Origin of the sequence: Pseudomonas sp. B19125 (assembly GCF_044218855.1) — a bacterium.
Taxonomy (GTDB): domain Bacteria; phylum Pseudomonadota; class Gammaproteobacteria; order Pseudomonadales; family Pseudomonadaceae; genus Aquipseudomonas; species Aquipseudomonas edaphica.
In genome coordinates this window covers 2,848,394-2,875,181 of the sequence record NZ_CP162589.1, presented here as the reverse complement: position 1 = coordinate 2,875,181, position 26,788 = coordinate 2,848,394, and the positions used below count along the sequence as shown (strand labels likewise).

Annotated in this window: 25 protein-coding genes; 11 read left to right on the top strand and 14 right to left on the bottom strand. The window is 62.4% G+C overall.

The window, feature by feature from the left end; genetic code table 11:
* Positions 1 to 27 precede the first annotated feature (27 nt).
* From AB4P96_RS13160 to AB4P96_RS13140, 5 genes are read right to left on the bottom strand one after another with little or no spacing between them, the layout of a single operon-like run.
* Entirely contained in the window at positions 28 to 813 is a 786-nt protein-coding gene (locus tag AB4P96_RS13160; RefSeq protein WP_138452056.1) for a molecular chaperone, read from the bottom strand.
* A 26-nt stretch (positions 814 to 839) separates the two neighbouring features.
* Complete coding sequence (locus AB4P96_RS13155) at positions 840 to 1,340, bottom strand: spore coat U domain-containing protein (RefSeq protein ID WP_026013649.1); 501 nt, start codon at positions 1,338 to 1,340, stop codon at positions 840 to 842.
* Between the two features lie 5 nt (positions 1,341 to 1,345).
* Positions 1,346 to 1,879 (bottom strand): spore coat U domain-containing protein, encoded by a 534-nt coding sequence (locus AB4P96_RS13150; protein ID WP_026013648.1) that lies wholly within the window; start codon positions 1,877 to 1,879, stop codon positions 1,346 to 1,348.
* Between the two features lie 18 nt (positions 1,880 to 1,897).
* Positions 1,898 to 2,440, bottom strand: a complete 543-nt coding sequence (locus AB4P96_RS13145) for a spore coat U domain-containing protein (protein ID WP_099550034.1) — start codon at positions 2,438 to 2,440, stop codon at positions 1,898 to 1,900.
* On the bottom strand, positions 2,434 to 2,925 hold the full coding sequence (locus AB4P96_RS13140) for a spore coat U domain-containing protein (protein ID WP_169988243.1): 492 nt from the start codon (positions 2,923 to 2,925) through the stop codon (positions 2,434 to 2,436). Before AB4P96_RS13140 ends, AB4P96_RS13145 begins: the two co-directional genes overlap by 7 nt.
* A gap of 224 nt (positions 2,926 to 3,149) precedes the next feature.
* Here AB4P96_RS13140 and zapE point away from each other — a divergent pair, with 224 nt between their 5' ends.
* Both zapE and AB4P96_RS13130 read left to right on the top strand, forming a co-directional pair.
* On the top strand, positions 3,150 to 4,244 hold the full coding sequence (gene zapE, locus AB4P96_RS13135; RefSeq protein WP_017136488.1) for a cell division protein ZapE: 1,095 nt from the start codon (positions 3,150 to 3,152) through the stop codon (positions 4,242 to 4,244).
* Between the two features lie 40 nt (positions 4,245 to 4,284).
* Positions 4,285 to 5,589, top strand: a complete 1,305-nt coding sequence (locus AB4P96_RS13130) for a protein kinase (protein ID WP_236462605.1) — start codon at positions 4,285 to 4,287, stop codon at positions 5,587 to 5,589.
* 890 nt (positions 5,590 to 6,479) lie between these two features.
* Here AB4P96_RS13130 and AB4P96_RS13125 read toward each other — a convergent pair.
* Both AB4P96_RS13125 and AB4P96_RS13120 read right to left on the bottom strand, forming a co-directional pair.
* Entirely contained in the window at positions 6,480 to 7,187 is a 708-nt protein-coding gene (locus AB4P96_RS13125) for a YebC/PmpR family DNA-binding transcriptional regulator (protein ID WP_056858461.1), read from the bottom strand.
* A 110-nt stretch (positions 7,188 to 7,297) separates the two neighbouring features.
* The gene (locus AB4P96_RS13120; protein ID WP_017136485.1) at positions 7,298 to 8,611 is read right to left on the bottom strand and encodes an MFS transporter; all 1,314 of its coding nucleotides are present in this window, start codon (positions 8,609 to 8,611) and stop codon (positions 7,298 to 7,300) included.
* A 255-nt stretch (positions 8,612 to 8,866) separates the two neighbouring features.
* On the opposite strand from AB4P96_RS13120, the gene AB4P96_RS13115 reads away from it, so the two are divergent.
* Positions 8,867 to 9,739: a LysR substrate-binding domain-containing protein gene (locus AB4P96_RS13115; protein WP_017136484.1), complete on the top strand. Its 873-nt coding sequence runs from the start codon at positions 8,867 to 8,869 to the stop codon at positions 9,737 to 9,739.
* A 117-nt stretch (positions 9,740 to 9,856) separates the two neighbouring features.
* Here AB4P96_RS13115 and AB4P96_RS13110 read toward each other — a convergent pair whose 3' ends face one another.
* Positions 9,857 to 10,714 carry a LysR substrate-binding domain-containing protein gene (locus tag AB4P96_RS13110; protein WP_017136483.1) on the bottom strand — a complete coding sequence of 286 codons (858 nt, stop codon included), beginning with the start codon at positions 10,712 to 10,714 and terminating at the stop codon, positions 9,857 to 9,859.
* A 114-nt stretch (positions 10,715 to 10,828) separates the two neighbouring features.
* Here AB4P96_RS13110 and AB4P96_RS13105 point away from each other — a divergent pair, with 114 nt between their 5' ends.
* From AB4P96_RS13105 to AB4P96_RS13095, 3 genes are all read left to right on the top strand, one after another.
* Complete coding sequence (locus AB4P96_RS13105) at positions 10,829 to 11,938, top strand: 2-aminoethylphosphonate--pyruvate transaminase (protein WP_099550032.1); 1,110 nt, start codon at positions 10,829 to 10,831, stop codon at positions 11,936 to 11,938.
* Positions 11,939 to 11,967: 29 nt separating this feature from the next.
* Positions 11,968 to 12,795 carry a phosphonoacetaldehyde hydrolase gene (gene phnX, locus AB4P96_RS13100; protein WP_099550031.1) on the top strand — a complete coding sequence of 276 codons (828 nt, stop codon included), beginning with the start codon at positions 11,968 to 11,970 and terminating at the stop codon, positions 12,793 to 12,795.
* 114 nt (positions 12,796 to 12,909) lie between these two features.
* On the top strand, positions 12,910 to 13,455 hold the full coding sequence (locus AB4P96_RS13095; RefSeq protein WP_017136480.1) for a cytochrome b: 546 nt from the start codon (positions 12,910 to 12,912) through the stop codon (positions 13,453 to 13,455).
* Here AB4P96_RS13095 and AB4P96_RS13090 read toward each other — a convergent pair.
* Entirely contained in the window at positions 13,452 to 14,342 is an 891-nt protein-coding gene (locus AB4P96_RS13090) for a 1-aminocyclopropane-1-carboxylate deaminase/D-cysteine desulfhydrase (protein WP_169988179.1), read from the bottom strand. The genes AB4P96_RS13095 and AB4P96_RS13090 overlap by 4 nt on opposite strands.
* A gap of 56 nt (positions 14,343 to 14,398) precedes the next feature.
* Positions 14,399 to 16,438 carry an FAD-dependent oxidoreductase gene (locus AB4P96_RS13085; protein ID WP_395600853.1) on the bottom strand — a complete coding sequence of 680 codons (2,040 nt, stop codon included), beginning with the start codon at positions 16,436 to 16,438 and terminating at the stop codon, positions 14,399 to 14,401.
* A 212-nt stretch (positions 16,439 to 16,650) separates the two neighbouring features.
* Here AB4P96_RS13085 and AB4P96_RS13080 point away from each other — a divergent pair, with 212 nt between their 5' ends.
* Entirely contained in the window at positions 16,651 to 17,781 is a 1,131-nt protein-coding gene (locus AB4P96_RS13080) for a carbon-nitrogen hydrolase family protein (protein ID WP_099550028.1), read from the top strand.
* A 4-nt stretch (positions 17,782 to 17,785) separates the two neighbouring features.
* The gene (locus tag AB4P96_RS13075) at positions 17,786 to 18,820 is read left to right on the top strand and encodes an AraC family transcriptional regulator (RefSeq protein WP_177034323.1); all 1,035 of its coding nucleotides are present in this window, start codon (positions 17,786 to 17,788) and stop codon (positions 18,818 to 18,820) included.
* 8 nt (positions 18,821 to 18,828) lie between these two features.
* On the opposite strand, the gene AB4P96_RS13070 is transcribed toward AB4P96_RS13075, so the two are convergent.
* Entirely contained in the window at positions 18,829 to 18,963 is a 135-nt protein-coding gene (locus AB4P96_RS13070; RefSeq protein ID WP_017136475.1) for a hypothetical protein, read from the bottom strand.
* A 188-nt stretch (positions 18,964 to 19,151) separates the two neighbouring features.
* Here AB4P96_RS13070 and AB4P96_RS13065 point away from each other — a divergent pair, with 188 nt between their 5' ends.
* Positions 19,152 to 20,153, top strand: a complete 1,002-nt coding sequence (locus tag AB4P96_RS13065; RefSeq protein ID WP_017136474.1) for a hypothetical protein — start codon at positions 19,152 to 19,154, stop codon at positions 20,151 to 20,153.
* A 141-nt stretch (positions 20,154 to 20,294) separates the two neighbouring features.
* Here AB4P96_RS13065 and AB4P96_RS13060 read toward each other — a convergent pair whose 3' ends face one another.
* A complete protein-coding gene (locus AB4P96_RS13060) occupies positions 20,295 to 20,765 on the bottom strand; it encodes a MarR family winged helix-turn-helix transcriptional regulator (protein ID WP_017136473.1) in 471 nt (156 codons plus the stop codon).
* A 145-nt stretch (positions 20,766 to 20,910) separates the two neighbouring features.
* On the opposite strand from AB4P96_RS13060, the gene aceE reads away from it, so the two are divergent.
* A complete protein-coding gene (aceE, locus tag AB4P96_RS13055; RefSeq protein WP_395600852.1) occupies positions 20,911 to 23,571 on the top strand; it encodes a pyruvate dehydrogenase (acetyl-transferring), homodimeric type in 2,661 nt (886 codons plus the stop codon).
* A 1-nt stretch (position 23,572) separates the two neighbouring features.
* Here aceE and AB4P96_RS13050 read toward each other — a convergent pair whose 3' ends face one another.
* Both AB4P96_RS13050 and AB4P96_RS13045 read right to left on the bottom strand, forming a co-directional pair.
* Positions 23,573 to 24,451, bottom strand: a complete 879-nt coding sequence (locus AB4P96_RS13050; RefSeq protein WP_236447907.1) for a DUF2242 domain-containing protein — start codon at positions 24,449 to 24,451, stop codon at positions 23,573 to 23,575.
* Positions 24,452 to 24,543: 92 nt separating this feature from the next.
* Positions 24,544 to 25,440, bottom strand: a complete 897-nt coding sequence (locus AB4P96_RS13045; protein WP_099550022.1) for a LysR family transcriptional regulator — start codon at positions 25,438 to 25,440, stop codon at positions 24,544 to 24,546.
* A 117-nt stretch (positions 25,441 to 25,557) separates the two neighbouring features.
* Here AB4P96_RS13045 and AB4P96_RS13040 point away from each other — a divergent pair, with 117 nt between their 5' ends.
* Positions 25,558 to 26,745 (top strand): MFS transporter, encoded by a 1,188-nt coding sequence (locus tag AB4P96_RS13040; RefSeq protein ID WP_017136469.1) that lies wholly within the window; start codon positions 25,558 to 25,560, stop codon positions 26,743 to 26,745.
* The last annotated feature ends 43 nt before the right edge of the window (positions 26,746 to 26,788 follow it).

The following is a 26,788-nucleotide window of genomic DNA, read 5'->3' as shown; positions in this document are numbered from 1 at the left end:
GCCTACTCCATGCCCTGCCACACTGAGTTAGCGTCCTGGCACGAGATTCTCCACTTGCGTTGCCCCATTGATGCGCACCTGCAGCGGCTGATCGGCCGGCAAACCATCCGGCACCGGCCAGCGCATGGTCGCGCCCGGCAGCACATAGCCCATCAAGCCCTCTACCAAGGGCCGCGGCTGGCCGCCCTGCTTGAAGGTGGCATCGGTGAGGCGCGCATGCACGGCGCCCTGGTTGCGCATCTCGACGTAGTTGCGCCCGCCCACGGTGACTTTTTTCCAGCTTAAATCCGGCTTGCCGGCGGTTTTCGGGTCACGGTCACGGGTGCCGTCGACCTTGCTCCACAGGCCTGGACCGTAGGCAAACAATGGCACCGAATAACGCATCTGGAAGCGGATAGCAGCGGCGGTCTTGCCATCCGCCGGAGCCGGCGGTGGTGTGGCCGAAGGGATCTCATCGATGATGATGCGATAGGCCAGCTCCTGGCCGGGCGGCACTTCTTTGGTTCGAGTCAGGCGCACCAATTGCTTTTGCCCAGGCTCGATTTTCGCCACCGGCGGGCTGCCAATCACATCGCGCTGGTTCTGGTATTGCTCATCAAAACCGCTCTGGGTCCAGGCAAACACGCGGATCTGCAGGTTGGCGGTCTCGGTGCCGCGGTTCTCCAGCCACAGTGCGCTGGCCTGTTGATCGGCTTCCAGCACCGGGTCAATCGGCCAGATCAGCACCGAGCTGGCCGCCTGGGCCTGCCCCGCCGCCAACATCAACAACCCGCTCAAACCCGCTGCCCACCCGTGCCGGGAAGCTGCACACATAGATCTCACTCCTTATACCGATCGCCTTACCACGACAGCTGCACCTGCAACGTGTCGCTGTACGTCCCCCCAGGCTGGTTACCCGGTAATTGCACTCGCCCATAAATCGGCAAGGTGATGTTGTTGGCGTCGCTGTAGGCCACGCTCACGCTTTGGCTGATCCCCAGGCTCTGGCTGAACGCCGCGTCCCGAAACAACTGATAAACCACCTGGGCGGTGCCGCTATTGAGCTGCATCCGCCGTCCGCTGTTGTTATGCAACCCGCCATCGACACTCATGCTCAGCGCCACCCCCGGCGTGCATTGCAGGGTCACGCCGCCCGTCAGCGCGACAGACGCCGTGCTGGTGGCCAACGCCGAATAGGTGCCGAACGCCAGGCTGCCGTAATTGGTACCGCCGCCGACCACCAGGCAACCTGGCGTGATCGTCGCGCTGACCTGGAACGACTGGCTGGTCACCGCCAACAGCGACAACGGCATTCCCCAGCCGATGCACACCGCCAACGCCGCACACCCTGCCCGGCCCATGGCCCTTAGAACGTCAGGGTCACGTTAACCGTGTCGGTGTAAGTACCGGCCGGTAAGCCCGCCTTGCCATTGGCCTTGCCGTAGATATTCACGGCCTGGGCCACGCCAGTGCTCGGCGCCAGGTTGATCACCCCGCCGATGGCCAGCAGCGTCGAGTGGCCGCTGTCGGTGTAGAGGTCATACGGCACGTAATTGGCCACCCCGTCATACAGCGCGCGACCACCGCCCACGGACTGGCCGTCGTGGGCACCGGCAGACACCGTCAACGTCGGTGAAGTACCCGCCGAACACAGGATCGACAACGCCCCGCCACCGCCGCCCAGCACCTGGCCGTCGGCTTCGGTGAACAGGCTGTTGGCGGTACCGAAGTTCAAGTTACCGAAGCTCATCCCGCCGGTGGCTGCGGCGCCGTTGACCTGGCAGCTGCTGGTGAGCACCAGGGTGGCGCTGACCGTACCGGCCACCGTCGCCGCCTGTGCGCCCGACACCCACGCCAACGCCATCAATGGAAAAACCGCCTTTGCTATAAGTGCATGCATGATGTCCATCCTCATCGTTTACCAATCCAGAGTCACCGTCAGGGTGTCTGTGTAGATGCCGGCCGGTAAGGCCCTGGTATTCGCCACCACCGAGCCGAATACCGGGATCGGTACTTGTGTGCCCTTGGTCACGACGAAATTGCGTTGCTCGCCAATGCTGTAGCTGCGCCGGCCGAGCGAGTCAGCCGACAGTTGATAGGGAATGGTCTGGCGCCCGTTACTCAGGCGCCTTGTGGTGCCATCACCATGGGCGCCGCCGTCGATGGTCACGGTGAAGCTGCTGACCACCGAGGGGTTGCAGGACACCGACAGCGGCGCCTTGCTGCCATCGGTAACACCCGCACCCAACGGGTGGCTCCATGTAGGCCCCTGGGTGCCGAAATCCAGTAGCGCACTACCGCCGGCGGGGCTCACCGGCGCGCTCTCGATGTCTTTGCTCACCTGGCAACTGGCGGTGATGACCAGCCGAGCGTGGATCTGCCCGGCGACCGCCGCTTGGGCGTCATCGGCCAGCAGCAACAGGCCGCCCATGGCCGCCAGGGCCAAGCTGCGGCTTACCATGTGACGGTGACCTTGAGCAGGTCGGTGTAGCGACCGACCGCCGGGATGTCCTTGAGCGGCTCAATGCGCCCATACAGCGGCAGGTCGACACTGCCGGAGTCGGGCACACGCCCGCTCAGCGGTTCATTGACCGGCAAGGCGATACGCCGCGCGGCATCGGCATAGATACGATAGGGAATCGGTTTGCTCGAGGGCGTCGCAGCACTCAGGTAGCGCACTTCGCCGCTGCCGCCATGCAGGCCGCCGTCAACGCGCAGTTGGTAAGGGGTGTCGGGGTTGCACTCCAGGCGCGGTTGGCGCTGGCTGATAAGCGCCGCACTCAGAGGCCCGGCCGGGTCATCCAGACGCGGGCCGCTGCCAAAATCCAACACGCCAAGTTGCTCGATGCCCGCACTGCGGGTGGTGCCCACCAACTGGCAGCCCCGTTGCACGTCGATGCGCACCTCCACCTGGAGTTGCGCAGCGTAAACCGTGCTGCAGAGCATCGTGCCCATGACTGCCAAAACGCCTCGTCCCTTCACGGCCCCAAATCCTTGTACAGGGGTGATTGCTCTGTAAGAGGTTAGCCTCAAAGGGCGAAACTGCCAGTCTGGGCCGGGTGGCGGGCGTTACATGCCTTTTCGAGATAGCGGGGGGCGCCGTTCTGTATTGGTCAAATCGACGCGAGCGCCCTAAAGTGGGCAACCACCGACATACAGAGTGACGTGCATTGGTTGTGTTTTCCCTGATTCAGCGTCTGCTGGGTAAAAAAACCGCGCTGACAGGCGCCTCGCCTATCCCGGCGTTCTTTGAAAACAAGGCCCGAGACCAGGGCTATACCCTCAGCGCCGGCCAAACCCAGGCGATTACCGCCCTCGCCCGCGAAACCCGGCACCTGCTCGCCGGCCAGCCGACGCGCAGCCTGTACCTGCACGGCCCGGTGGGGCGTGGCAAAAGCTGGCTGCTCGATGGGTTTTTCCAGGCGCTGCCGATTGCACAAAAGCAACGCGTGCACTTCCATGCATTTTTCACCCGCCTGCACCAAGGCATGTTCCAGCACCGCGAACAGGACGACGCCCTGGGCGTGACGTTGGACGAGCTGCTGGCCGATTGCCGGGTGCTGTGTTTCGACGAATTCCACGTCCACGATATCGGCGATGCCATGCTCATCAGCCGCCTGTTCCAGGCCTTGTTCCAGCGTGGCGTGCTGGTGCTGGTGACCTCAAACTACGCCCCCGACGGCCTGCTGCCCAACCCGCTGTACCACCAGCGCTTCAAGCCGGTGATCGACTTGATCGCCACGCGCATGCAGGTGCTGGAAGTCAGCTCGCCCGAGGATTTTCGCAGCTTGCCCCAGGCCCATGCCGAACAGCGTTTCACCGGCGGCCAGTATGTATGGCCCGGTAGCGCCGCCCAGCGCGAAGTCCTCGGGCTGCCCGCCACACCTGGCGCGGCGCAAACCCTGAAGGTCGGCAACCGCCGATTGCTCTGCCGCAGCCATCAGGCGCGCAGCATCGTGTTCACCTTCAACGACCTGTGTGAACAGCTCACCGCCGTGATGGATTACCTGTTGCTGTGCGAGGATTTCGACCACTGGGTCATCGACGGCCTGCCCTCCCTGGCTGACTGCCCGATCGCCGTGCAACAGCGTTTTATCAACCTGGTGGACGTGCTCTACGACCAGGACAAGCGCCTGACCCTGATCGGCCAGCAACCCCTGGCGCGTGCCCTGGAAGGCCAGGCCATTGACCTCGCCCGCACCGCCAGCCGGCTGAACCAATTACAAACGGTGTGCCCGCAACCCGCGCCCGACCCGGTATCATGAGCGCCTTTCACGCCCACCTTGCCGAGTGACCGCGCCGTTCATGAATACCCTCGCCCAACTCAAGGCTGGCCAATTGGCCGGTATCAAACGCCTGGACCTGTCTTGCGGGCTGACCGAATTTCCGCCGGAAATCTTCGAGCTGGCCGACAGCCTGGAAATCCTCAACCTCACCGGCAACGCCCTGAGCAGCCTGCCCGACGACCTGTATCGGCTGGCGCACCTGCGCGTGCTGTTCTGCTCGGATAACGCCTTCACTGAGCTACCCGCCTGCCTGGGCCAGTGCGCCAACCTGAGCATGATCGGCTTTAAAGCCAACCAGATCAGCCACGTACCCGCCGCCGCGCTGCCACCACAGTTACGCTGGCTGATCCTCACCGACAACTGCATCAGCCAGTTACCCGGCGAGCTGGGCGAGCGCCCACTCCTGCAAAAGCTGATGCTGGCCGGCAACCACCTGACGGACCTGCCGCATAGTCTGCTCAACTGCAAAAACCTCGAGCTGCTGCGTATCGCCTCCAACCGCTTCACCCAACTGCCGCCATGGCTGCTGACGCTGCCGAGCCTGACCTGGCTGGCCTATGCCGGTAACCCGGTGGAAATCGCCGTTGAAGTGGCGAGCGATGATGCAACGCCGAATATCCCTTGGGCTGAACTGGAACTGGGCGAGGTGTTGGGCGAAGGCGCTTCGGGGATCATCCGCAAGGCGTTGTGGAAGCCGCCAGCGTTGCCGGTCGCGGTCAAACTCTACAAAGGCACGATCACCAGCGACGGCTCGCCGCTGCATGAAATGCAGGCCTGCATCGCCGCCGGGCTGCACCCGAATCTGATCAAGGTGGAGGGGCGCGTGGTCGGCCACCCGGAGGACCAGGCAGCCCTGGTGATGGACCTGATCGACCCGAGTTACCGCAACCTCGCGGCCTTGCCGAGCCTGGCGTCATGCACCCGCGATATCTACGCACCGGGTACGCGCTTCAGTGCCGAAGTGGCTTTGCGCATGGCACGCGGCATCGCCTCGGTGGCGGCGCATCTGCACCGACATGGCATTACCCATGGCGACCTGTACGGCCACAATATTCTGTGGAACGCCACGGGTGATTGTTTGCTTGGGGATTTTGGCGCGGCGTCGTTCCATGTCACGGCAGACACGCAGGAAACCAGGGCGTTGCAACGCATTGAAGTGCGTGCATTCGGGGTGTTGCTGGGGGAGTTGTTGGAGCGGGTAGAAGAAGGCTTCAATAATGAAGCACTGGTGGCGCTGCAACAAAGCTGCTGCCAGCCCGATGTATTGGCGCGCCCGAGCTTCGAAGAAATCGAAGCATTGCTGCACGCTCTGCCACACCACTAAACCAATGTGGGAACTGGCTTGCCTGCGATAGCCATAGGTATCTACTCAACTTTTGAAGGCAGCCAATTTCTCCTGTGGCGAGCAGGCTTGTCGAATCGTCGCACCGCCTGCGTTGGGCTGCGAAGCAGCCCCAAACCCAGTCGCTGAGTTCTTTCAGGAAAATTGCAGTGCCTTTACTGGGGCCGCTTCGCAGCCCAACGCAGGGCAAGCCTGCTCGCCACAACAGCCCACCTGCCACAGACTTCGTGTTAACCGGTTGTGTAGAGACCTATGCTGCGATAGCGGTGGATCAGTCACTGAGTAGGTGAATGTTCCACCGCTATCGCAGCATAGGTCTCTACACAACTTTTGAAGCAGCCAACTTCTCCTGTGGCGAGCAGGCTTGTCCTGCGTTGGGCTGCGAAGCAGCCCCAAAAACAGACGCTGAGTACTTTCAGCAAAATTGCCGTGCCTTTACTGGGGCCGCTTCGCAGCCCAACGCAGGACAAGCCTGCTCGCCACAACAGCCCACCTGCCACAGACTTCGTGTTAACCGGTTGTGTAGAGACCTATGCTGCGATAGCGGTGGATCAGTCACTGAGTAGGTGAATGTTCCTCCGCTATCGCAGCATAGGAATCTACACAACTTTTAAAAGCAGCCTATTTCTCCTGTGGCGAGCAGGCTTGTCCTGCGTTGGGCTGCGAAGCAGCCCCAAACCCAGTCGCTGAGTTCTTTCAGGAGAATTGCAGTGCCTTTACTGGGGCCGCTTCGCAGCCCAACGCAGGGCAAGCCTGCTCGCCACAACAGCCCACCTGCCACAGACTTCGTGTTAACCGGTTGTGTAGATGCCTATGGCTATCGCAGGCAAGCCAGCTCCCACATTTTTTGCCGGCATTTATTCAGCGATAAATCAGCCAGCCAACCCGACGAACATATCCTGCACGTCATCATGGTTGTCCAAGCCTTCCAGGAAGGCTTCGACTTCAGCCATCTGCTCATCGGTCAAACCGCTGACCGGGTTCTTCGAGATGTAGCCCAGCTTGGCCGACAACACGGTGAAACCCTGCTCTGGCAGTGCTTTTTGCACCGCATCAAGATCGGTGGTTTCGGTGATGAACAAGGTGCTGCCTTCTTCTTCGCCGTCTTCAAAATCCTGTGCGCCGGCTTCAATGGCGGCCATTTCCGGGTCGGCGTCCGGGCTGTCCGGCGAGGCTTCGATCAGGCCGACGTGGTTGAAGTCCCACGCCACGGAACCGGAAGCGCCCAGTTGGCCCTTACGGAAGGCCACGCGGATTTCTGCCACGGTACGGTTGATGTTGTCGGTCACGCATTCAACGATCAGCGGCACCTGGTGCGGGGCAAAACCTTCGTAGGTCACGCGGTGGTACTGCACGGTTTCGCCGAGCAGACCGGCGCCCTTCTTGATCGCGCGTTCCAGGGTTTCCTTGGGCATCGAGGCCTTTTTGGCCTGTTCTACCACCAAACGCAGGTGGGCGTTGGTCGCGGTGTCCGCGCCGTTGCGGGCGGCGATGGTGATTTCTTTCACCAGCTTGCCGAAGATCTTGCCCTTGGCATTGGATGCCGCTTCTTTATGTTTGACTTTCCACTGTGCGCCCATGACTCACTCTCTTTTCGTCCATCGCGCCGAAACGTCTACTGGCCGGCGCTTTGGGGGCAGAGTTTATAGCGCAAAAACACTCTAATCCACCAAAAAACCGGCCAAGTGCCTCAGGTGCGCAAGGGTTTGATCGTGACGTTGCGGTCGGGCACAAAGTCGCCAACCTGCGCCAGCGCGGCGGGCCTGGCGTTCCAGTAAGGCATCAGCACCAGTGAAGAAAACAACGCCGCGCCGGCAAATACGATAAACACCGTGACCGTATCGAAGTAGCCCGGCAGCAGGCCGCCAAGGATCGCCCCCACCGAACCGCAACCGTTCACAAAGCCTGCGGCCGTGGCGCCGGCCTTGGCGGTGCCGAAGTCGATGGCCGCCGTGCTGCTGATCATCGAGTCAGGCCCATACAGCGTCAGGCCCATCACAAACAGCAGGGCCATCACCAGCATCACGCTACCGGTGTGCAGCGCGCCCATGAACAACGCCAGGGCCACGGTCAGCGCCAGCAGGCTGAGCACACAGGCCGGCATGCGCCGGGCGCCGAAGAGTTTGTCGGACGCCAGCCCGATCATGATCGGCCCCAGCAACCCGGCCAACTCGAACGCCGTGGGCACGATGGCCGCACCCACCTTGCCCACCGAGGGCATTTGCTCATAAACGATCACCGGCCCCCACAACAGGATCGCGTAACGCGCCGGTTTCAACAGAAAGTACGCCAGGCCCAAGACCAGCACCGTACGGTTACGCAGGATCGCGCGCAGCGGTTCCAGCACGCTGACGCGCTGTGTGTCGGCCGCCACGACCGGCTCCGGCTCAACAGCCGGCAAGCCGACATCCTGCGGTGTATTGCGCTGGAAGATAAAGAACAGCACAGCCACCACCGCCACCACCGCCGCGCTGGAAATAAACGCCGCATGCCACGTGCCGATCAGCGTGTAAGCCCACCAGCCGGCAAAGGGCGATGCCACCAGGCCACCAAAGGCGTAGCACGAACTCCACAACCCCAACACCCGCCCGCGTTGCTGCGCCGGGAAGAAACTGCCGAGGTTTTTGCACAGCCCCGACCAGCCGGTGGACTGCGCCAGCCCCTGGATCAACATGCAACTGATAAAAATCGGCAAGGTGGCAAAGGTGCCCATCACCAACGCCGCTGCGGCAGAAATCAACAATCCGCCCAGCACCACCACCCGTGGCCCGAAGCGGTCCGCCAGCATGCCCCAGGTGAATTGCCCCACGGCATAGGCCGCCAGGTACAGGCCATCAAGGTTGGCCATCATCATTTTGTCGAGGGGGAAACTGGGGTCATCGACGATGCCCAGCTTGGCCACCGAAAACGCTTTGCGAGTGAAATAGAACGCGGCGTACGCCAGCCAGGTGATGGCGAAAATCTGCACGCGCCAACGCTTGATGCTACCCGTTTGGATATTCATTGTGGTTCTGACCTCAGGTGAGTGTGCCGGCAGGATCTAGAAGCAAATGCCTGTTGTTTTTATGGTTGAGCACTGCAATGCCAAGCCCTGGAGGGCGCGGCATTGGTCAGATGGGTCCGGTTTGCCAGAACCCATGGCCGCCGCGGTTGTAGGACTCAGCCGTCGGCGGTTGGCGTATCAAAGCAATGGCTGACTAATAGGTAAAATCGATTTATCGTATTTCACCTATAAGCTCAGCTTGTAAGAGGATCTGCGATGTCGGTTTCCCACGCCCAGCTCAAAGCCTTCCACGCCGTGGCCGTACACGGCAGTTTCACTCAGGCCGCTGAACGCCTGTTCCTGACGCAACCGGCGATTTCCGACCAGGTGCGCAAGCTCGAAGAACGCTTCGGCGTGCTGCTGTTTCACCGCAACAAACGCGCCGTGCGCCTCACCGACCTGGGCGAGCGTCTGCTCGGCATCACCCAGCGCCTGTTTGTGATCGAGGCCGAAGCCGAAGAGCTGTTGCAAGACTCCCGCGCCCTGCTCACCGGCACCCTCACCCTGGCCGTGGACGCGCCCGTGCACGTGTTGCCGCAGATCGCACGCTTCTGCCAGTTGTATCCGGGGATCAGCGTCAAGATCGAAACCGGCAACACGGATGAATCGCTGTTTCGCCTGTACAACTACCAGGCCGACCTGGCCCTGCTGGGGCGCGATGTCGACGATGAACGCCTGCTGTCGTTGCCGCTGCCCGATGAGCAGCTACTCGCCTTTGTGGCGCGCAACCACCCGTGGGCCGGGCGTGAATCCATCTGCCTCGCCGACCTGGATGACACGCCGCTGGTACTGCGGGAAATCGGCTCGGTCACCCGTCAGACCCTGGAGCAGGAAATGCGTCAGGCCGGGCTGCGCATCCGCCCGGCGATCCAGGTGGAAGGCCGCGAAGCCGCGCGGGAGGCGGTGGTGGTGGGGATTGGTGTGGGCGTGGTGTCGGCAGCGGAACTCGGCGCCGACTCGCGGGTGTATGCCCTGCCGATCCGCGATTGCAGCCAGCGCATGAAGGAAACGCTGGTGTGCCTCAAGGAGCAGAGTTCGCGGCGGGTGGTGGCGACGTTTCTCGATATTGTGCGGGACAGTTTGCGCTGAGTTTTAGGGCCTCATCGCGGGCAAGCCCGGCTCCCACAGTTGACCGAGTAGTACCTGAGTAACCGGACCAATGTGGGAGCCGGGCTTGCCCGCGATGGCCTCGACTCGGTCTTCAACTCAAGACGCCAACTCAAAGAACGCCTGAATCAGCCGCAACGAGCGGCGCCGCTCCATACAGCCGAGCATATGCCGGTTCAACAACCCATCGCCCTGAATCGTCACGGCCTGCACACGCGGGTCCTGGCTGACTTCCATTGACGACACCACGCCTACGCCCAACTCGGCCGCCACGGCTTCGGTCACCGCCTCGCGGCTGTCCAGTTCCAGCAGCACCTTGGGCTGCACACCCGCAGCTCCACACGCATCATCGAAGGTTCGCCGCGTGATGGAGCTGGGCTCGCGCAATACCATGATCACCTCGTTGAGCTGTTCCAGGCGAATGCCCTTGGGCAGTGCCGCCCACGGGTGGCTGGCCGGGACAAGCGCGCAAATCCGCGACTCACTCAACGGCTGCAGGTGCAGGCCATTGCGCGGTTCCACCTCCGTCAGCACCGCCACATCCGCATGCTCGGAGAGCAGCGCCGCCAGGGTTTCCTGGGCATTGCCCAGACGCAGGTTCACGGTGATGCCGGGGTAACGGGCACGCAGGCTGGCGATCATCGGCATCACCAGATGCGGGCCGTCCGCGGCCACTTCCAGGCGTCCGCTGAGCAACTGCCGATTGGCTTCGAGCAACGCCTGCGCTTCATCCACCAGACCGAAAATTGCCCGAGTGATCGCGGCCAGACGCGTGCCCTCCTCGGTCAATTCCACCCGCCGGGCGGTACGGCGCAACAGCGCGATCTGGTAGTGCTCTTCCAGGGCCTTGATGTGCCCGGTCACCGCCGGCTGGCTGATGAACAGCCGTGCGGCGGCACGGGTAAAGCTGCCCTCGCGGGCCACGGCATCGAATGCACGCAGTTGAAACAAATTCATAGCTATCGGCCTCACTGATAGCTCGCATAACAACAAACAATTTGATTGATGACAAGCCAAACTGCAATTTAGGCGCCGTAGCTTCACCCCCCAATGACCTTGCGAGGACTTGAGATGAGCACTGCCGCGCCGATCCTGCTAACCCCTGGCCCCTTGACCACTTCGAACCGCACCCGTCAGGCAATGATGGTGGATTGGGGGTCATGGGATGACCGCTTCAACCAACTGACCGCCAGCGTCTGCACACAATTGCTGGCGATCCTGCACGCCACCGACAGCCACCACTGCGTGCCCCTGCAAGGCAGCGGCACCTTTGCCGTCGAAGCGGCCATTGGCACCCTGGTGCCGCGCAACGGCAAGGTACTGGTGCTGATCAACGGCGCCTACGGCAAGCGCCTGGCGAAGATCTGCGAAGTGCTCGGCCGCGACTTCAGCACCTTCGAAACCGCTGAAGACGAACCCACCACCGCCGCCGACGTCGACCGCCTGCTGCACGCCGACTCGGCGATCACTCACGTCGCGTTGATCCACTGCGAAACCAGCACCGGCATTCTCAACCCGCTGCCGGACATCGCGCAGGTGGTTAAACAGCACGATAAACGCCTGATCATCGACGCCATGAGTTCCTTCGGCGCACTGCCGATCGACGCCCGCGAAGTGCCGTTTGACGCGCTGATCGCCGCCTCGGGCAAGTGCCTGGAAGGCGTGCCGGGCATGGGCTTTGTCTTCGCCGACAAACAGGCACTGGCGGGCGCCCAAGGCAACTGCCATTCCCTGGCGATGGACTTGTTCGACCAGCACAACTACATGGCCAAGACCGGCCAATGGCGCTTCACCCCGCCGACCCACGTGGTCGCCGCGCTGCACGAAGCCTTGCTGCAATACCAGGAAGAAGGCGGCCTGCCCGCACGCCATCAACGCTACGCCGACAACTGCCGGACGCTGCTCGACGGCATGGCCGCACTGGGCCTGCGCAGCTTCCTGCCAGCCGCCATCCAGGCGCCGATCATCGTCACCTTCCATGCGCCAAAAGACCCGCGCTACCAGTTCAAGGACTTCTACGAGCGGGTCAAGGCCAAGGGTTTCATTCTCTACCCCGGCAAATTGACCCAAGTAGAAACCTTCCGCGTCGGCTGCATCGGCCACGTTGACGCGCAGGGCATGCAGGCGGCGGTCGAGGCGATCGGCCAGGTGCTGCAAGAAATGGAAGTGCTGGACATCTGATTGCCCCCATTACCCACAGGACTTGAACCATGAACTATCAAAACCCCAACACCCTCCAGGCCGTGATCCTCGACTGGGCCGGCACCGTGGTCGACTTCGGCTCTTTCGCGCCCACGCAGATCTTTGTCGAGGCGTTTGCCGAGTTCGACGTGCAAGTCTCCATCGAAGAAGCCCGTGGCCCGATGGGCATGGGCAAGTGGGACCATATCCGCACGCTCTGCGACCAACCGCAGGTCGCCGAACGCTACCGCAAAGCCTTTGGCCGCACGCCGACCGATGACGACGTGACCTCGATCTACCAGCGTTTCATGCCCTTGCAGATCGAGAAAATCGCCGAGCACTCGGCCTTGATCCCCGGTGCCCTCGACACCATCGCCCGCCTGCGTGTGCAAGGCATCAAGATCGGCTCCTGCTCCGGCTACCCCAAACAGGTGATGGACAAGGTGGTCGCCCTGGCCGCCACCAACGGCTACATCGCCGACCACGTGGTCGCCACCGACGAAGTGCCCAACGGCCGCCCGTGGCCCGCCCAGGCACTGGCCAACGTGATCGCGCTGGGCATTGACGATGTGGCGGCGTGCGTGAAGGTCGACGATACCGTACCGGGCATCCTCGAAGGCCGTCGCGCCGGCATGTGGACCGTGGCACTGACCTGCTCCGGCAATGCGCTGGGCCTGACCTACGAGCAATTTCGTGATCTGGACGCCACCGCCCTGGCCAGCGAGCGCACACGCATCGAGAAGTTGTTCGAGGGTTCGCGACCGCACTACCTGATCGACACCATCAACGACCTGCCTGCGGTGATCACCGATATCAACCAGCGCCTGGCCCGCGGTGAAATGCCGCAAAGCGACTGATTGAGATCAAAACAACAGCATTTACGTCAGGCGCACCGCTCAAAACCGGCATACAGTTATAGGATTCCGTCGCGAAAGAACGGAAGTATGCCCTGATGAGTGAGGAACCAAGCGATGCCGTGGAAAAACTCCGATACCCGCTACAGCACCATGTCGATTGCGCTGCACTGGTTGATGGTGGTGCTGCTGGCGGTGGTTTACGCCTGCATTGAGTTTCGCGGGATCTTTCCCAAAGGCAGTGGCGGGCGGGCCCTGATTGTAGAAATGCACTACATGTTCGGCCTGACAGTGTTTGTGCTGGTATGGCTGCGCCTGTTTGCCCGCACCTTGGGCGTTGCACCAAAGATCGTGCCGGCACCGCCGCAATGGCAATCGGCACTGGCAACACTGATGCATCTGGCGCTGTACCTGTTCATGATCGGCATGCCGATTTTCGGCTGGCTGATCGTCAGTGCCCAGGGCCATTCCGTGATGTTTTACGGGATCGAGTTGCCGCCCTTGATTGGCGAAAACAAAGACCTGTCCAAACAGATCAAAGAATGGCACGAGCTGGGCGGCACCGTCGGTTATTGGCTGATCGGCCTGCATGCCGTGGCCGGCCTGTATCACCATTACTTCATGCGCGATAACACCGTGTTACGCATGATGCCCAAACGCTAGCTCTCCATGCTCCGGCGGCCTTGCAGGCCGCCGGTGTGCACGAAGATCAAGCGAGTGCCGGGGGCGAAGCGTCCGGCCTCGATCTGTTGCTTCAACGCCAGCAAGGCCTTGCCAGTATAGAGCGGCTCCAACGGTAAGCCGCCTGCCTGTTCCGTCGCCTGGATAAAATCGAGCAATAACGGGTCGACCTTGGCAAAGCCGCCTCGGCTCGCGTCCAGCAATTCATAGCCGTGCTGCACGATGGCCTGCACGTTCTGGGCAACCCCGTGATCATCCGGCACCGCCAAGGCGCCGAACACCGGATGCACGCCCGCCTCTGCCAGCGCCAACCCGGCCAGTGTGGTGCCGGTGCCCGCCGCCAACCACCACGCGTCGTAATCAGCCCAGCCGAGCCTGTTCAGTTGAGCGCGCACCTGCTCAACCAACACCCCGCAACCCATTGCGCCGGCCCTTCCACCGCCGCCCTCGGGCACGGGATAAAGATGGGGATACTGTTCGCGCCATGGCCGCCAGAAACCGGCGTCGTGACGCGCACGATAACCGCCGTACCCCAGCCAATGCAGGTGCATGCCGAAGGCTTTCAGATCAAGGATGGTGGGCGTGTCTTGAGGGTGGCCGCGCAACAGGCCGACGGTGGGGAAATCAAAATGTTTGCCGGCCGCCGCCAACGCGTGCAGATGGTTGGAATGAGCGCCGCCCAGGCTGATGATCCCATCGGCACCGGCCTGTTGCGCATTGGCCAGGTGCTGGGTGAGCTTGAACCACTTGTTGCCGCTGATCAGTGGATCGATGCAGTCCAGGCGCAGCACGGCCAACTCGACCCCGTTCAGCCAGTCGAGGGGCAACGGTTCAAGCGGTGCCTGGGGAAACCAGTCGAAGGGACCCATCGGGGGATATCTGAATGAAAAAGGGGCGGTAGTCTAACACCGCCCCTTGGGTCGTTTTACAGCGCGGCAGCCAGACGCGAACCCTGGTTGATGGCGCGCTTGGCATCCAGTTCGGCCGCCACATCGGCGCCGCCGATCAGGTGCACATTCTGGCCGGCTGCGACCAGCCCATCCTGCAGTTCGCGCAGTGGGTCTTGCCCGGCGCAGATGACGATATTGTCCACTGCCAGCACCTGCGGTTCGCCCTCGGCGCCGATGCGGATATGCAGGCCATCGTCATCAATCTTCAGGTACTCAACGCTGTTGAGCATCTGCACCTGCTTGTTCTTCAAGCCAGTGCGGTGGATCCAGCCGGTGGTCTTGCCCAGGCCATCGCCGACCTTGGAGGTCTTGCGTTGCAGCAGGAACACTTCACGTGCCGGTGCGTGGGGTTGCGGCTTGATGCCGGCCACACCGCCACGGGCTTGCAGTTGGGTGTCGATGCCCCACTCTTTCCAGAACGCCTCGCGGTCCAGGCTGGTGGACACGCCCTCGTGCACGAGGAACTCGCAGACGTCGAAGCCGATGCCGCCGGCGCCGATCACCGCCACGCGCTTGCCCACCGGCTTGCGCTCCAGAATCACATCCAGGTAGCTCAGCACCTTGGCGTTGTCGACGCCCGAAATCGCCGGCGTGCGCGGCGCAATGCCGGTGGCCAGGATGATCTCGTCGTAACCGCCCGCCGCCAGTTGCGCCACATCCACGCGGGTGTTGAGGCACAGCTCGACGTGGGTGGTCTGCAATTTGCGCTTGAAGTAGCGCAGGGTTTCGAAGAACTCTTCTTTGCCCGGCACGCGCTTGGCGATATTGAACTGGCCGCCGATCTCGCTGGCCGAATCGAACAGGGTCACCTGGTGGCCGCGCTCAGCCGCCACGGTGGCCGCCGCCAGCCCCGCAGGCCCGGCACCGACCACCGCAATTTTCTTGATCTGCTTGACCGGCAGGTAGTTCAGCTCGGTCTCGTAGCAGGCACGCGGGTTGACCAGGCAGGTGGTCAGCTTGCCGCCAAAGGTGTGATCCAGGCAGGCCTGGTTGCAGCCGATGCAGGTGTTGATTTCATCCGCGCGGCCGGCAGCGGCCTTGTTGACGAACTCCGGGTCGGCCAGGAACGGGCGCGCCATCGAGACCATGTCCGCATCGCCTTCAGCCAGAATCTGCTCGGCTATTTCCGGGGTGTTGATGCGGTTGGTGGTGATCAACGGAATCTGCACCGCGCCACGCAGCTTGGCGGTGACCTTGCTGAACGCACCACGCGGCACCTTGGTGGCGATGGTGGGGATACGCGCTTCGTGCCAGCCGATACCGGTGTTGATAATGCTCGCACCGGCGCCTTCGATGGCCTTGGCCAGTTGCACGATCTCTTCCCAGGTGCTGCCGCCTTCCACCAGGTCGAGCATCGACAGGCGGAAGATAATGATGAAGTTCGGACCTACTGCTTCGCGTACCCGGCGCACGATGTCCACGGCCAGGCGCATGCGGTTTTCGTAGCTGCCACCCCAACGGTCGGTGCGATGGTTGGTGTGGGCGGCGAGGAACTGGTTAATGAAGTAGCCTTCGGACCCCATGATTTCCACGCCGTCGTACTCGGCCACCTGGGCCAGCAGCGAGCAGGTGACGAAATCCTGGATCTGCTTCTCGATGCCCTCCTCGTCCAGCTCCTTGGGCTTGAACGGGTTGATCGGCGCCTGGATCGCGCTCGGCGCCACCTGCTTGGGGCTGTAGGCATAACGACCGGCGTGGAGGATCTGCATGCAGATCTTGCCGCCCGCTGCGTGCACGGCCTGGGTCACGATCTTGTGCTTTTGCGCTTCTTCGTCGGTGGTCAGCTTGGCGGCACCGGCATATACGCCGCCTTCATCGTTCGGGCCGATGCCACCGGTGACCATCAGGCCAACGCCGCCACGGGCGCGCTCGGCAAAATAGGCGGCCATGCGTTCGAAGCCGCCGGGCTTTTCTTCCAGGCCGGTGTGCATCGAGCCCATCAGGGTGCGGTTGCGCAAGGTGGTAAAACCCAGGTCCAACGGGGCCAGCAGGTGCGGGTAGGCAGCAGCGGTCATGGTACAGCTCCACAACGGATCATCACGGGACGTGGCAGGCTCGAACGGCTTGCCATCGGTTTATGTCCCACAGACTAAGAGGCGATGGACGACCGCTCAATGACCGTAACTGACAAGTTATTGATCCAAATGCACAGTGCCCCTTGGCAAGCCGGTGCATCAGCCCTACCCTAGTCGGCGAACCCTGCACACGGTCTGTTGTCTGTTGCCCCATGCGTAAACTTCTAGCGTTAACCGTCTCCATGGCCCTGGTTGCCGCCATCGCCGCGTATCTGGTCTGGACCCAGGAGCGCCCCGTGGCGCATTACCTGTCGGACCTGCGTATCACCCTGGCCGTCAATGAAGGCGAGCCCGCCGACCGTGGCAACCTGCTGGGCATCCAACCCGAGCTGTTCCCTGCTGATTACCAGAGCCTGGAACGCTTGCACCTGAAACTCTCGGCCTACCTGCAAAAGGCCCGCGACCAAGGTTTGATCAACGCCAAGACCGTCGTCGTGCTGCCGGAACATATCGGCACCTGGCTGATGCTCAGCGGCGAAAAGAATGAGCTGTACCAGGCCACTCACCTCAAGGACGCCATGAATTGGCTGTCCGCCAGCAACCCGTTGCAGTTTGCCCGCGCCTGGATCAGCGCCAAAGGCGATAACCGCATGGACGACGCCTACCTGCGTATGAAGGCACCGGCCATGGCACGCGACTATCAAGTGCTGTTCGGCGGCCTAGCCAAAGAATTCGGCGTGACCCTGGTGGCCGGCTCCATCGCGCTGCCCAACCCCAGTGTCAGCCAGGGCCAACTGCACATTGGCCATGGCGCGCTGTACAACGCCAGCGTGGTGTTTGCGGCCGATGGCCTGCCCATCGGCGAGCCACAGCGCCAGCTTTACCCGATTTACGATGAGCGCGGGTTTATCGCCCCGGGTGACGAAAATATCGTCAGCGTGGTCGACACCCCGGCCGGGCGCCTGGGCATCCTGATCGGCAGCGACAGCTGGTACCCGGACAATTACCGCAAGCTCAACGAGCAAGGTGCGCAACTGGTGGCCGTGCCGGCCTTCGTGACCGGCCGCGACACCTGGGACCGCCCATGGCGCGGCTTTAAAAGCGTGTCCACGCCGCCGGAAATCAGCCTCAAGCCCGAAGAACTCAGCGAAGGCGAAGCCTGGCGCCGCCTCACCCTGATCAGCCAGCAGCCCATCAGCCAGGCCAGCGCCGGCATGAGTGTGTTCCTGCGTGGGCAGTTCTGGGACTTGGGCACCGCCGGGCACAGCTTCCTCAGCAACGACGGGCACGTCACGGCGGGCAACGACGCCCGTGGCGCGCGCCTGCTGAATATCTGGCTGTAACGCCGTGAAACCGGTGCGCCTTGGGGACTTGTCGGTGGGCTTTGTTCAGTCCTTGGCCGACGCCGTCCACAGCCACGGCCTGGACCCGCAGCCGCTGCTGCTGCAATACGGCCTGGACCCGGCGCGCCTTGCGGAAGCCGGGGCGCGCCTGTCGATCCCGCGCTATATGCGCCTGGGCCACGCCGCCATCCAACTGACCGGCGACCCCGGCCTGGGCTTGCGCATGGGTCAATTGAGCCGTCTGAGCCAGGCGGGATTGGCCGGCGTCACCGCCGCACAGGCGCCGAACGTACGCGAAGCGGCGCGCGCACTGACGCGGTTTGAAGCGCTGTACGGCTCCAACTATCGTGGCCAGTCGAGCTTTCATGAGGACGCCGAAGGCGCTTGGCTGCGCTTCTATTCCATCAGCCCATACAACGCCTACAACCGCTTTGTGGTGGACTCGATCATCGCCGGCTGGCTGCAGCAATTGTCGAGCCTGGCCCAACAACCGGTGCAGGCCCAGCGCATCGACATCGAGTTTGAAGCCCCTGAGTACAGCGACCAGTACCGCGTGCTGGGTGACAGCCCCGTGCATTTCGGTGCCGAGGCCAACCAACTGCGCCTCAACCAGCCAACCCTGAGTCTGCGTAACCCGCAGCATTGCCCCAGCACCTGGCATCTGTTGTTGAAGCTATGTGAACAGGAGTTGGAGCAGCTCACCCGCACCCGCAGCCTGCGCGAGCGCATCACAAGGTTGCTTGGGCCGATGCTCAATGGTGGCCGGGAACCCGACCTGGAAGAAGTGGCGGCACGCTTGAAGCTGCCTACCTGGACGCTGCGCCGCAAACTGGCCGACGAAGGCACGCAGTTTCGCGCAATTCTCAACGATACCCGCCGCGATCTGGCCATGACCTACATTCGCGACACGGAACTGGCGTTCGGCGAGATCGCCTACTTGCTCGGTTTTGCCTCAGCCCAAGCCTTTCAACGGGCGTTCAGGCGGTGGAACAACCAGACCCCAGGGGAATTTCGCCGCAGTCAGCGGCATTCCGCCTGAAGTCGGTGTTACAGCTCGGTGGCGTCATCGGCCGGATCCAGCGGATCCAGTTCAAACGCGTGGTACTCCAGCAGTTCTTCCTGGTATTCGTCCATGGCGGACTCCTTCTTGGTTAAAAGCGCTTGCAGATAAATGACCTGCAAGCCCAGCCTAAAGTGCCGTGATGACGAAAAAATGTCGGCGCCATGACGTTCCTGCACTTCAAGATAAAACGTAGCAGGGTTGGATCGATTTAGCGTCGGAATTTTGAGGTGCTATTGCAATCATTGCATTTGCAATCAATAACAGATTTCCATTAGGGTACGAGACTTCGCAGCAAGGAGCCTCGACCATGCCTGTCTCTACCGCCCAAGCCGCGCAGCGCTGTATCGATGCGCTGAGCAGTGCCGCCCCGCCGCCCGGCTCGCCGCTGTACACGGTCATGAACATGGCCAATACCCTGGAATTCAGCCGACAGGCCTGGGTGATTCGTGGCCAGTCACGCAGCCGCCGTGTGGGCAACTGGCCCAGTTGGTTTGCGCGCAATACCGGCGAAAAACCCATGCTGTACCTGCACCGTGCAGCATCGTCGGCGCAGTTATGTGGGCTGTCGCAGGCCGCCACGCAGCGCGGCATCCTCTGCAACGACGTCGAGAACCAGCCCTCTGCCTGGCCCAGGGGCGCGCAACCGTCGCTGCCGTTGTGGCTGGCGACCAACCCGCACTGCACGCCGTATGACCCGGCGTCCGGCGAAGAAGCCCGGGCGATTGTGCTGGCCGGGATTCGCGCGCTGTATGTCGACGGCAAGCCGGGGTTTTATTACCTCGCGCTGCATGATCAACAGCGCACAGCGAGGCTGGATAAGCAGGATCGTGAAAACGCGCTCAAGGGCATGTACCCGCTCCAGCGTACTCACACTGGGGAGGTGCGCTTGCTGGGTGCGGGCCGAGCGCTCGAGGACGTGACCCACGCGGCGCAATTGCTTGAACAGGATTGGGGCGTGACGGCGCAGGTATGGAGCTGCCCAAGCTACACGCGGCTGGCCCGTGAGGCAGCGGCGGCCGAGCGCTGGAATCGCCTGCACCCGATGGCTGCCCGGCAAAGCTGCCATCTGCATGAGTGCCTGGCCGGGAGCAGCGCGCCGGTGATTGCCGTGACCGGCTATCCGCAGGTGATTGTCGATCAGTTGGCGGCGTATGTGCAGGCGCGGTTTGTCGGGTTGGGTGCGGGGTCGGTGCAGGTTTCTGCGCCCAGTCGGTATTGGATTGTGGTGTGTGCGCTGCGGGCGTTGGCCGATGAAGGCCGTATTGGTGTCGAGCAGGTCGAAACGGCGATGCGTCGGTATCCACTGTGATGCATGGGCACGCGGTCAAACATGTGGGAGCTGGCTTGCCTGCGATGCAGTCACCTCAAGGTGTCAGGTACACCGCGGTGAGGCTATCGCAGCGGTGCGACGATTCGACAAGCCAGCTCCCACACAAGCTCGCATTGCACCTCAGGCCTTGCGTCGACTGCGGGTTTGCACGCCCGCCTCCACCGCCAACCCCGCAGTGCGCTCCAAGGTATCGGCAAACAGCTGGCGCTGCTCAGGCTCGATTTGCGACAGGAACAGCTCATCCACCGTGCTTTCGTAGATTTTCCACATCTTTTTACGCAACACCCGGCCGGCCTCGGTGATCGAGGCAAACGCTGCGCGGCCATCGCCGTCGGAGCGTGAACGCACTACCAGGCCGTCCTTTTCCAGGCGGTCTACCAGGCGTGTGAGGTTGTAGCGCTCAATCGCCAGCACATCGGCCAATTCGTGCATGCGCCGTGTGCCGTCGGGGCCGCTTTCCAGGCCCCATAACGCGTCATACCAGGCATAGGGCGGCAGGTCTGCTGCAGCCAGGCGGCGTTCGATTTCTCGGATGACCGTCCTGTGGGCCCTGACAAAACGGAACCATACATCTGGCTCTTTCGACGACATGCAACACCATCCGGGGAATTTCAAGAAGGTTGCAATAGTAGCTCATCCCGCGCTAGATTCAGTCATGTAGTTGCAATTGCAATTACATTTGCGCAACTCCCACAAGGAGCCCGCTGCTTGAAATCCGCCTACCCTGGAGCCTCACATGACCCCCAATAACGCAGTAAGACTGGACGACGATCCACAGGAAACCCGCGAGTGGCTGGAGTCCATCGAATCGGTGCTGTCCACCGAAGGCCGCCCGCGTGCCCACTACCTGATTGATCAGTTGCTGGATTTCGACGTTGCGCGCCATGGTGACTTCTACGGACGGGTGACCACGCCTTACGTCAACACCATCGCGGTTGACCGCCAATTGCCCTACCCCGGCAACCTGGCCATCGAGCGGCGCACCAATGCGTTTATTCGCTGGAATGCCATGGCGATGGTGCTGCGTGCGGGTAAACACTCGGGTGTTGGTGGGCATATTGCGACCTACGCGTCGGCCGCCGTCCTGTACGACGTAGGCTTCGACCACTTCTTCCGTGGCCGAACCGATACCTTCGACGGCGACCTGGTGTACATCCAGGGCCACTCCTCCCCGGGCATTTACGGCCGCGCCTACCTCGAAGGCCGCATCAGCGAAGCGCAGCTGGACAACTTCCGCCGCGAGGCCGGTGGCGAGGGCTTGTCCTCTTACCCGCACCCACGGCTGATGCCGGACTTCTGGCAGTTCCCGACAGTATCGATGGGCCTGGGCCCGATTACCGCCGCCTACCAGGCGCGCTTTATGCGCTACCTGGAGTTCCGTGACCTCAAGCAACACCAAGGCCGCAAGGTGTGGGCGTTTCTGGGCGACGGCGAAATGGACCAGCCGGAATCCCTGGCGGCCATCTCCCTGGCCGGCCGCGAGAAGCTCGACAACCTGATCTTTGTGGTCAACTGCAACCTGCAGCGCCTGGATGGCCCGGTGCGTGGCAATGCCAAGGTGATCCAGGAGTTCGAAAGCCTGTACCGCGCCGCCGGCTGGAATGTGATCAAGGTGATCTGGGGCGGCGGCTGGGATGCGCTGCTGGAAAAGGACCAGAGCGGCCTGTTGCGACAACGCATGATGGAGTGCGTGGACGGCGACTACCAGAACTACAAATCCCAGAACGGCGCCTATGTGCGTGAACATTTCTTCGGCAAATACCCGCAATTACTGGCGCTGGTTGCCGACATGTCCGACGACGATATCTGGAAACTCTCACGCGGTGGCCACGACCCGGACAAGGTCTACAATGCCTACGCCGCTGCCGTGCGCCACAAGGGCCAACCGACGGTGATCCTGGCCAAAACCGTCAAGGGCTTTGGCATGGGCGAAGCGGGCGAAGGCCAGAACATCAATCACCAGTTGAAGAAGATGGGCGCTGATGCAGTAAAAGCCTTTCGCGACCGCTTCGGCCTGGAAGTGGCCGATGACCAGCTCGACGAAATCCCTTACCTCAAGCCCGCCGCCGACAGCGAAGAAGCCCGCTACTTCGCTGCCCGTCGCCAGGCGTTGGGCGGCTATGTGCCAGCACGACACACTGCAGTCGAGGCCTTGCAGATTCCCGAACTGAGCGCCTTTGCCACCCAACTCAAAGACACCGGCGAGCGTGCCATCTCCACCACCATGGCGTTTGTGCGCATCCTCGGCACGCTGTTGAAAGACCCGCACCTGGGCAAGCTGATCGTACCCATCGTGCCGGACGAGTCGCGTACCTTCGGCATGGAGAGCCTGTTCCGCCAGATCGGCATTCATTCCGCCGTCGGCCAGCTCTACACCCCACAAGACGCCGGGCAATTGAGCTACTACAAAGAGAGCAAAGACGGACAGATCATGCAGGAAGGCCTGAATGAATCCGGGGCTATTTCTTCGTGGATTGCGGCGAGTACGTCCTACAGCAATCACGGCTTGATGACCGTGCCGTTCTACATTTTCTATTCGATGTTCGGTTTCCAGCGCGTCGGCGACCTGGCCTGGGCCGCCGGCGATGCCCGCGCTCGCGGCTTTCTGCTGGGAGCCACGGCCGGCCGCACCACGCTGATGGGCGAAGGCTTGCAGCATGACGACGGCCACAGCCACATCCTGGCGTCGGTGATCCCCTGCTGCGTCGCCTATGACCCGACTTTTGCCTACGAGCTGGCGGTGATCATTCGCGAAGGCATGCGGCGCATGTACGTCGAACAAGAGGACATTTACTACTACATCACCCTGCTCAACGAGAACTACCCGCACCCGGCCATGCCCGAAGGCGTGGAGGACGGGATTCTCAAAGGCTTGTATCCGCTGAGCACGTCCCCCCAGGCGCAGGTGCAATTGATGGGCAGCGGCTCGATCCTGCGCGAAGTAATTGGCGCAGCGCAACTGCTCGACAAGGACTTTGGCGTAGCCAGTAATGTCTGGAGCGCCACCAGCCTGACCGAATTGCGCCGCGACGGGCACGCGGTGGAGCGCTGGAACCTGCTGCATCCGCAGGACGAACCGCGTGCGAGTTACGTGGAAACCAGCCTGGCCGGACACAGCGGGCCGGTGGTGGTGGCGACGGACTATATGAAGCTATTCGCCGACCAGATCCGCCCCTTTGTACACGGCCGCCGTTTTGTGGCGCTGGGCACCGATGGCTTTGGGCAATCGGACACCCGCGAAACCCTGCGCGAATTCTTTGAGGTGGACCGCCACTTCATCGTGCTGGCGGCGCTGAAGGCGCTGGCCGATGACGGCGTGATCGGGCGTGACAAGGTGAGCGAGGCCATCAGCCGCTACGGGATCAACGTCGACAAGACGAACCCCGTAGCGGTCTGAGTTACCGCCCAGGCGTTGGCAGCGGTGGGATCGCCTCTGTCGGCGCCGGCAGGTTCGGGTTGGTCGGCGCAGGCGCTGGTTCCGCAGCCGGTGCAGGTGTTGGCGCAGTGGTCGGCACCGGCTCGGCCTGTGGCGCAATCGGTGCCGCCTCTGGCGGCGGTGCCAGCGGTTCCGACACGGCGGGCGCTACCGGTGCGTCCTTGGGCGCGTCTATCTTATCGGCAGGCGCTACCTTATCGGCGGGCGCTACCTTATCGGCAGGCGCAGGCTTATCGGCAGGCGCAGCCGCTTTCGGCTCCGGCATGCCCAGCTCAGCCTTGGGCTTCTCTGGAATATGCTCGGCCGCCTTCACGTCCTGGGGCAGGAACACATCCACCAGCGAGAAGTAGCGATCGTAAAACTTCGGTGCCGTCACTGTCTCGCTGGCCACCTTGACCATCGAATCATCGGTTGAGCCGATCGGCATCGACACCGAGCCCAACACACCCACGCCGAGACTGGCGGAGTTGTTGACCTTCTTCAGCGCGTAGCGGTCCTGCAAGGCGTTGGCGAACATGGTTGAGTGCTTGGCGCCTTTGCCATCATCGGCACATACCACGTTGAAGCTGATTTGCAGATGGGTTTCGCCGGTTTGCTGGAAACTCTTGTTACCCACCACCAGCTTGGGGTCGCTGCTGGTGATGATGTAACCCTGGCTCAACAGCGCACGTCGCGCCGCTTCACAGGCCGCCACATCGCTGACCGGGTAATCACGGGAGAACGTACCGGAGTCGTCGAAATTCTCATGTTCATAAATAGCGGTCTTGGGTGACGAGCAGCCCGCAGCGCCCGCCAGCACCAGCGCCAACCCGAGGCTACGCAAGTGAAATGATGTCGACATCGAAAATCCTGAGGAAAACAGTCAGGGCGCTATTGTGCAACAGAACGCAGGGTTGGCGCGCACATTCCTGTCGGTAAAACGTCACAGCGTTATTACACCGCCTGCGCAGGGAAAAGCCCGGCAGACATATGGTCGATAAACACCCGCAGCTTGGCCGAGGCAAAGCGGCTCGAGGGCCACAGCATCCAGAAACTGCCACGGTGGACCAGGTGCTCATCCAGCACCCGTTGCAGACGCCCCTGGCGCACCGCCTCCTTGACCATGAAGTCCGGCAGGCAGGCGATGCCCAAACCTTCGTGCACCACATAGTTGAGGGACTCGATGGTGGTGCTGATCAGCGGCGCACGTAACACCGGCTCCGCCACGCCGGGCACATGGCGCAGTGGCCAGGGTTCCAGCTTGCCGGTGGCGCAGAATTTGTGGCGCAGGCAGGCATGGTCGCTCAAGTCCTGCGGGTGTTGCGGGGTGCCGTATTGCGCCAGGTAGCCTGGCGAGGCCACCAACACCAGTTGGTAATGCCCCAGATGACGTGCCATCAGCCGCGAATCTTCCGGCTTGCCGGTACGAATCACCGCATCAAAACCTTCCTCGATCACGTCCACCATGCGGTCAGAAAAATCCACATCCAGCTCGATGTCCGGGTAGGCGCGCATAAAGTCGCTGAGCACCGGCATCAACAGGCCACGCACCTGCGGCAAGCTGATGCGCAACGTGCCTCGGGGCGTGGCGCCGGCCTCAGTCAGCTCCTGCTCGGCCGCCTCCACCTCGGCCAGAATCCGCCGCGAGCGCTCGAGGAACAACGCGCCTTCGCCGGTCAGGGTGACGCTGCGTGTGCTGCGATGAAACAGCCGTACGCCCAGGCGTTCTTCCATGCGCGCGATGCTTTTGCCCACCGCCGAAGATGACACCCCCAAAACGCGGCCAGCTGCGGTGAAGCTGCGGGTTTCCGCAACCTGCACGAACACCGAAAGGCCGCTCAGACTGTCCATTGCCCTACCCTTTTTGATTGCGGACGTTGACGTCCGATAAGTTCGGAACCTTAGCCTGTTTTTCCGCAACCCGCAGCCCCCTACTCTGCCTCCTGACCTTTTGCATGGAGACGCAACATGAGCGACTGCCCTTCGATTACCGGCCCGGCCGCCACGGCCGTAAAGGACGCACTGCCTCTCGCCGGCTTACTGGCGTTGGCGTGCGCAGGGTTTATCACGATTCTCACCGAGGCCATGCCGGCCGGGCTGCTGCCTCAGATGGGCGAAGGGCTGCAGGTTTCACAGGCGTTAGTCGGCCAACTGGTGACCCTGTATGCCCTTGGCTCGTTACTCGCGGCCATCCCCCTTACCCTACTGACCCGAGGCTGGCGGCGGCGCCCTTTGCTGCTGATTGCCATCGGCGGCTTTGCCTTGGTCAACAGCGTGACGGCACTGTCCACCCATTACGGGCTGACCCTGGCCGCGCGCTTTTTTGCCGGGGTGTTCGCCGGGTTGCTTTGGGCACTGCTGGCCGGGTACGCCAGCCGAATGGTGGCCCCGCACCTGCAAGGCCGGGCGATTGCTGTGGCCATGCTCGGCGCACCGCTGGCCTTGTCACTGGGTGTACCTGCCGGCACGTTCCTCGGCGCTGCGGTGGGCTGGCGCCTGAGCTTTGCAATCATGACCGGGCTGACGCTGTTGCTGTTGGTGTGGGCGCGCTGGCAACTGCCGGACTTCGCCGGCCAGCCGGAACAAAAGCGCCTGGGCTTGCGCCAGGTACTGAGCCTGCGAGGTATTCGTCCAGTGTTGTGGGTGACCTTTACCTACGTGCTGGCGCACAACATTCTCTACACCTACATCGCGCCGTTACTGGTGCCTGCCGGAATAGTCGCCGACATCGACCGGATACTGCTGGTATTCGGCTTGGCGGCCCTGTTGAGCATCTGGCTGACGGGCATGCTGATTGATCAACACTTGCGGCGCCTGCTGATCATCAGTTGCGTGATGTTCGCCGTATCGGCCCTGGCACTGGGCGTGTGGATGACCTCCACCCGTGCGGTGTATGCCGCCGTGGCGCTGTGGGGCCTGGCCTTTGGTGGCTTGCCGGCGCTGTTGCAAACGGCACTGGCCAAGTCTGCCGGCGACTCGGCTGACGCAGCGCAGTCAATGCTGGTGACGGTGTGGAACCTGGGAATTGCCGGCGGCGGGCTAGCAGGCGGTATGTTGCTACAAACATCGGGGGTGGCGTTGTTCCCGTGGGCGGTTGCCGGGTTGGTGCTTTTGGCATTGGCCGCGACACGGCGCATCGCGAGGACAAGCGCTTGATATACGGTTAATCTTGAAACACCCTGAAACTTATTCGGAATTC

Coding starts and splice junctions, on each gene's coding strand:
- AB4P96_RS13160 (WP_138452056.1), bottom strand. CDS start 813: ATGTGTGCAGCTTCCCGGCACGGGTGGGCAGCGGGTTTGAGCGGGTTG.
- AB4P96_RS13155 (WP_026013649.1), bottom strand. CDS start 1,340: ATGGGCCGGGCAGGGTGTGCGGCGTTGGCGGTGTGCATCGGCTGGGGA.
- AB4P96_RS13150 (WP_026013648.1), bottom strand. CDS start 1,879: ATGCATGCACTTATAGCAAAGGCGGTTTTTCCATTGATGGCGTTGGCG.
- AB4P96_RS13145 (WP_099550034.1), bottom strand. CDS start 2,440: ATGGTAAGCCGCAGCTTGGCCCTGGCGGCCATGGGCGGCCTGTTGCTG.
- AB4P96_RS13140 (WP_169988243.1), bottom strand. CDS start 2,925: ATGCTCTGCAGCACGGTTTACGCTGCGCAACTCCAGGTGGAGGTGCGC.
- AB4P96_RS13130 (WP_236462605.1), top strand. CDS start 4,285: ATGAATACCCTCGCCCAACTCAAGGCTGGCCAATTGGCCGGTATCAAA.
- AB4P96_RS13125 (WP_056858461.1), bottom strand. CDS start 7,187: ATGGGCGCACAGTGGAAAGTCAAACATAAAGAAGCGGCATCCAATGCC.
- AB4P96_RS13120 (WP_017136485.1), bottom strand. CDS start 8,611: ATGAATATCCAAACGGGTAGCATCAAGCGTTGGCGCGTGCAGATTTTC.
- AB4P96_RS13115 (WP_017136484.1), top strand. CDS start 8,867: ATGTCGGTTTCCCACGCCCAGCTCAAAGCCTTCCACGCCGTGGCCGTA.
- AB4P96_RS13110 (WP_017136483.1), bottom strand. CDS start 10,714: ATGAATTTGTTTCAACTGCGTGCATTCGATGCCGTGGCCCGCGAGGGC.
- AB4P96_RS13105 (WP_099550032.1), top strand. CDS start 10,829: ATGAGCACTGCCGCGCCGATCCTGCTAACCCCTGGCCCCTTGACCACT.
- phnX (WP_099550031.1), top strand. CDS start 11,968: ATGAACTATCAAAACCCCAACACCCTCCAGGCCGTGATCCTCGACTGG.
- AB4P96_RS13095 (WP_017136480.1), top strand. CDS start 12,910: ATGCCGTGGAAAAACTCCGATACCCGCTACAGCACCATGTCGATTGCG.
- AB4P96_RS13090 (WP_169988179.1), bottom strand. CDS start 14,342: ATGGGTCCCTTCGACTGGTTTCCCCAGGCACCGCTTGAACCGTTGCCC.
- AB4P96_RS13085 (WP_395600853.1), bottom strand. CDS start 16,438: ATGACCGCTGCTGCCTACCCGCACCTGCTGGCCCCGTTGGACCTGGGT.
- AB4P96_RS13080 (WP_099550028.1), top strand. CDS start 16,651: ATGCGTAAACTTCTAGCGTTAACCGTCTCCATGGCCCTGGTTGCCGCC.
- AB4P96_RS13065 (WP_017136474.1), top strand. CDS start 19,152: ATGCCTGTCTCTACCGCCCAAGCCGCGCAGCGCTGTATCGATGCGCTG.
- AB4P96_RS13060 (WP_017136473.1), bottom strand. CDS start 20,765: ATGTCGTCGAAAGAGCCAGATGTATGGTTCCGTTTTGTCAGGGCCCAC.
- aceE (WP_395600852.1), top strand. CDS start 20,911: ATGACCCCCAATAACGCAGTAAGACTGGACGACGATCCACAGGAAACC.
- AB4P96_RS13050 (WP_236447907.1), bottom strand. CDS start 24,451: ATGTCGACATCATTTCACTTGCGTAGCCTCGGGTTGGCGCTGGTGCTG.
- AB4P96_RS13045 (WP_099550022.1), bottom strand. CDS start 25,440: ATGGACAGTCTGAGCGGCCTTTCGGTGTTCGTGCAGGTTGCGGAAACC.
- AB4P96_RS13040 (WP_017136469.1), top strand. CDS start 25,558: ATGAGCGACTGCCCTTCGATTACCGGCCCGGCCGCCACGGCCGTAAAG.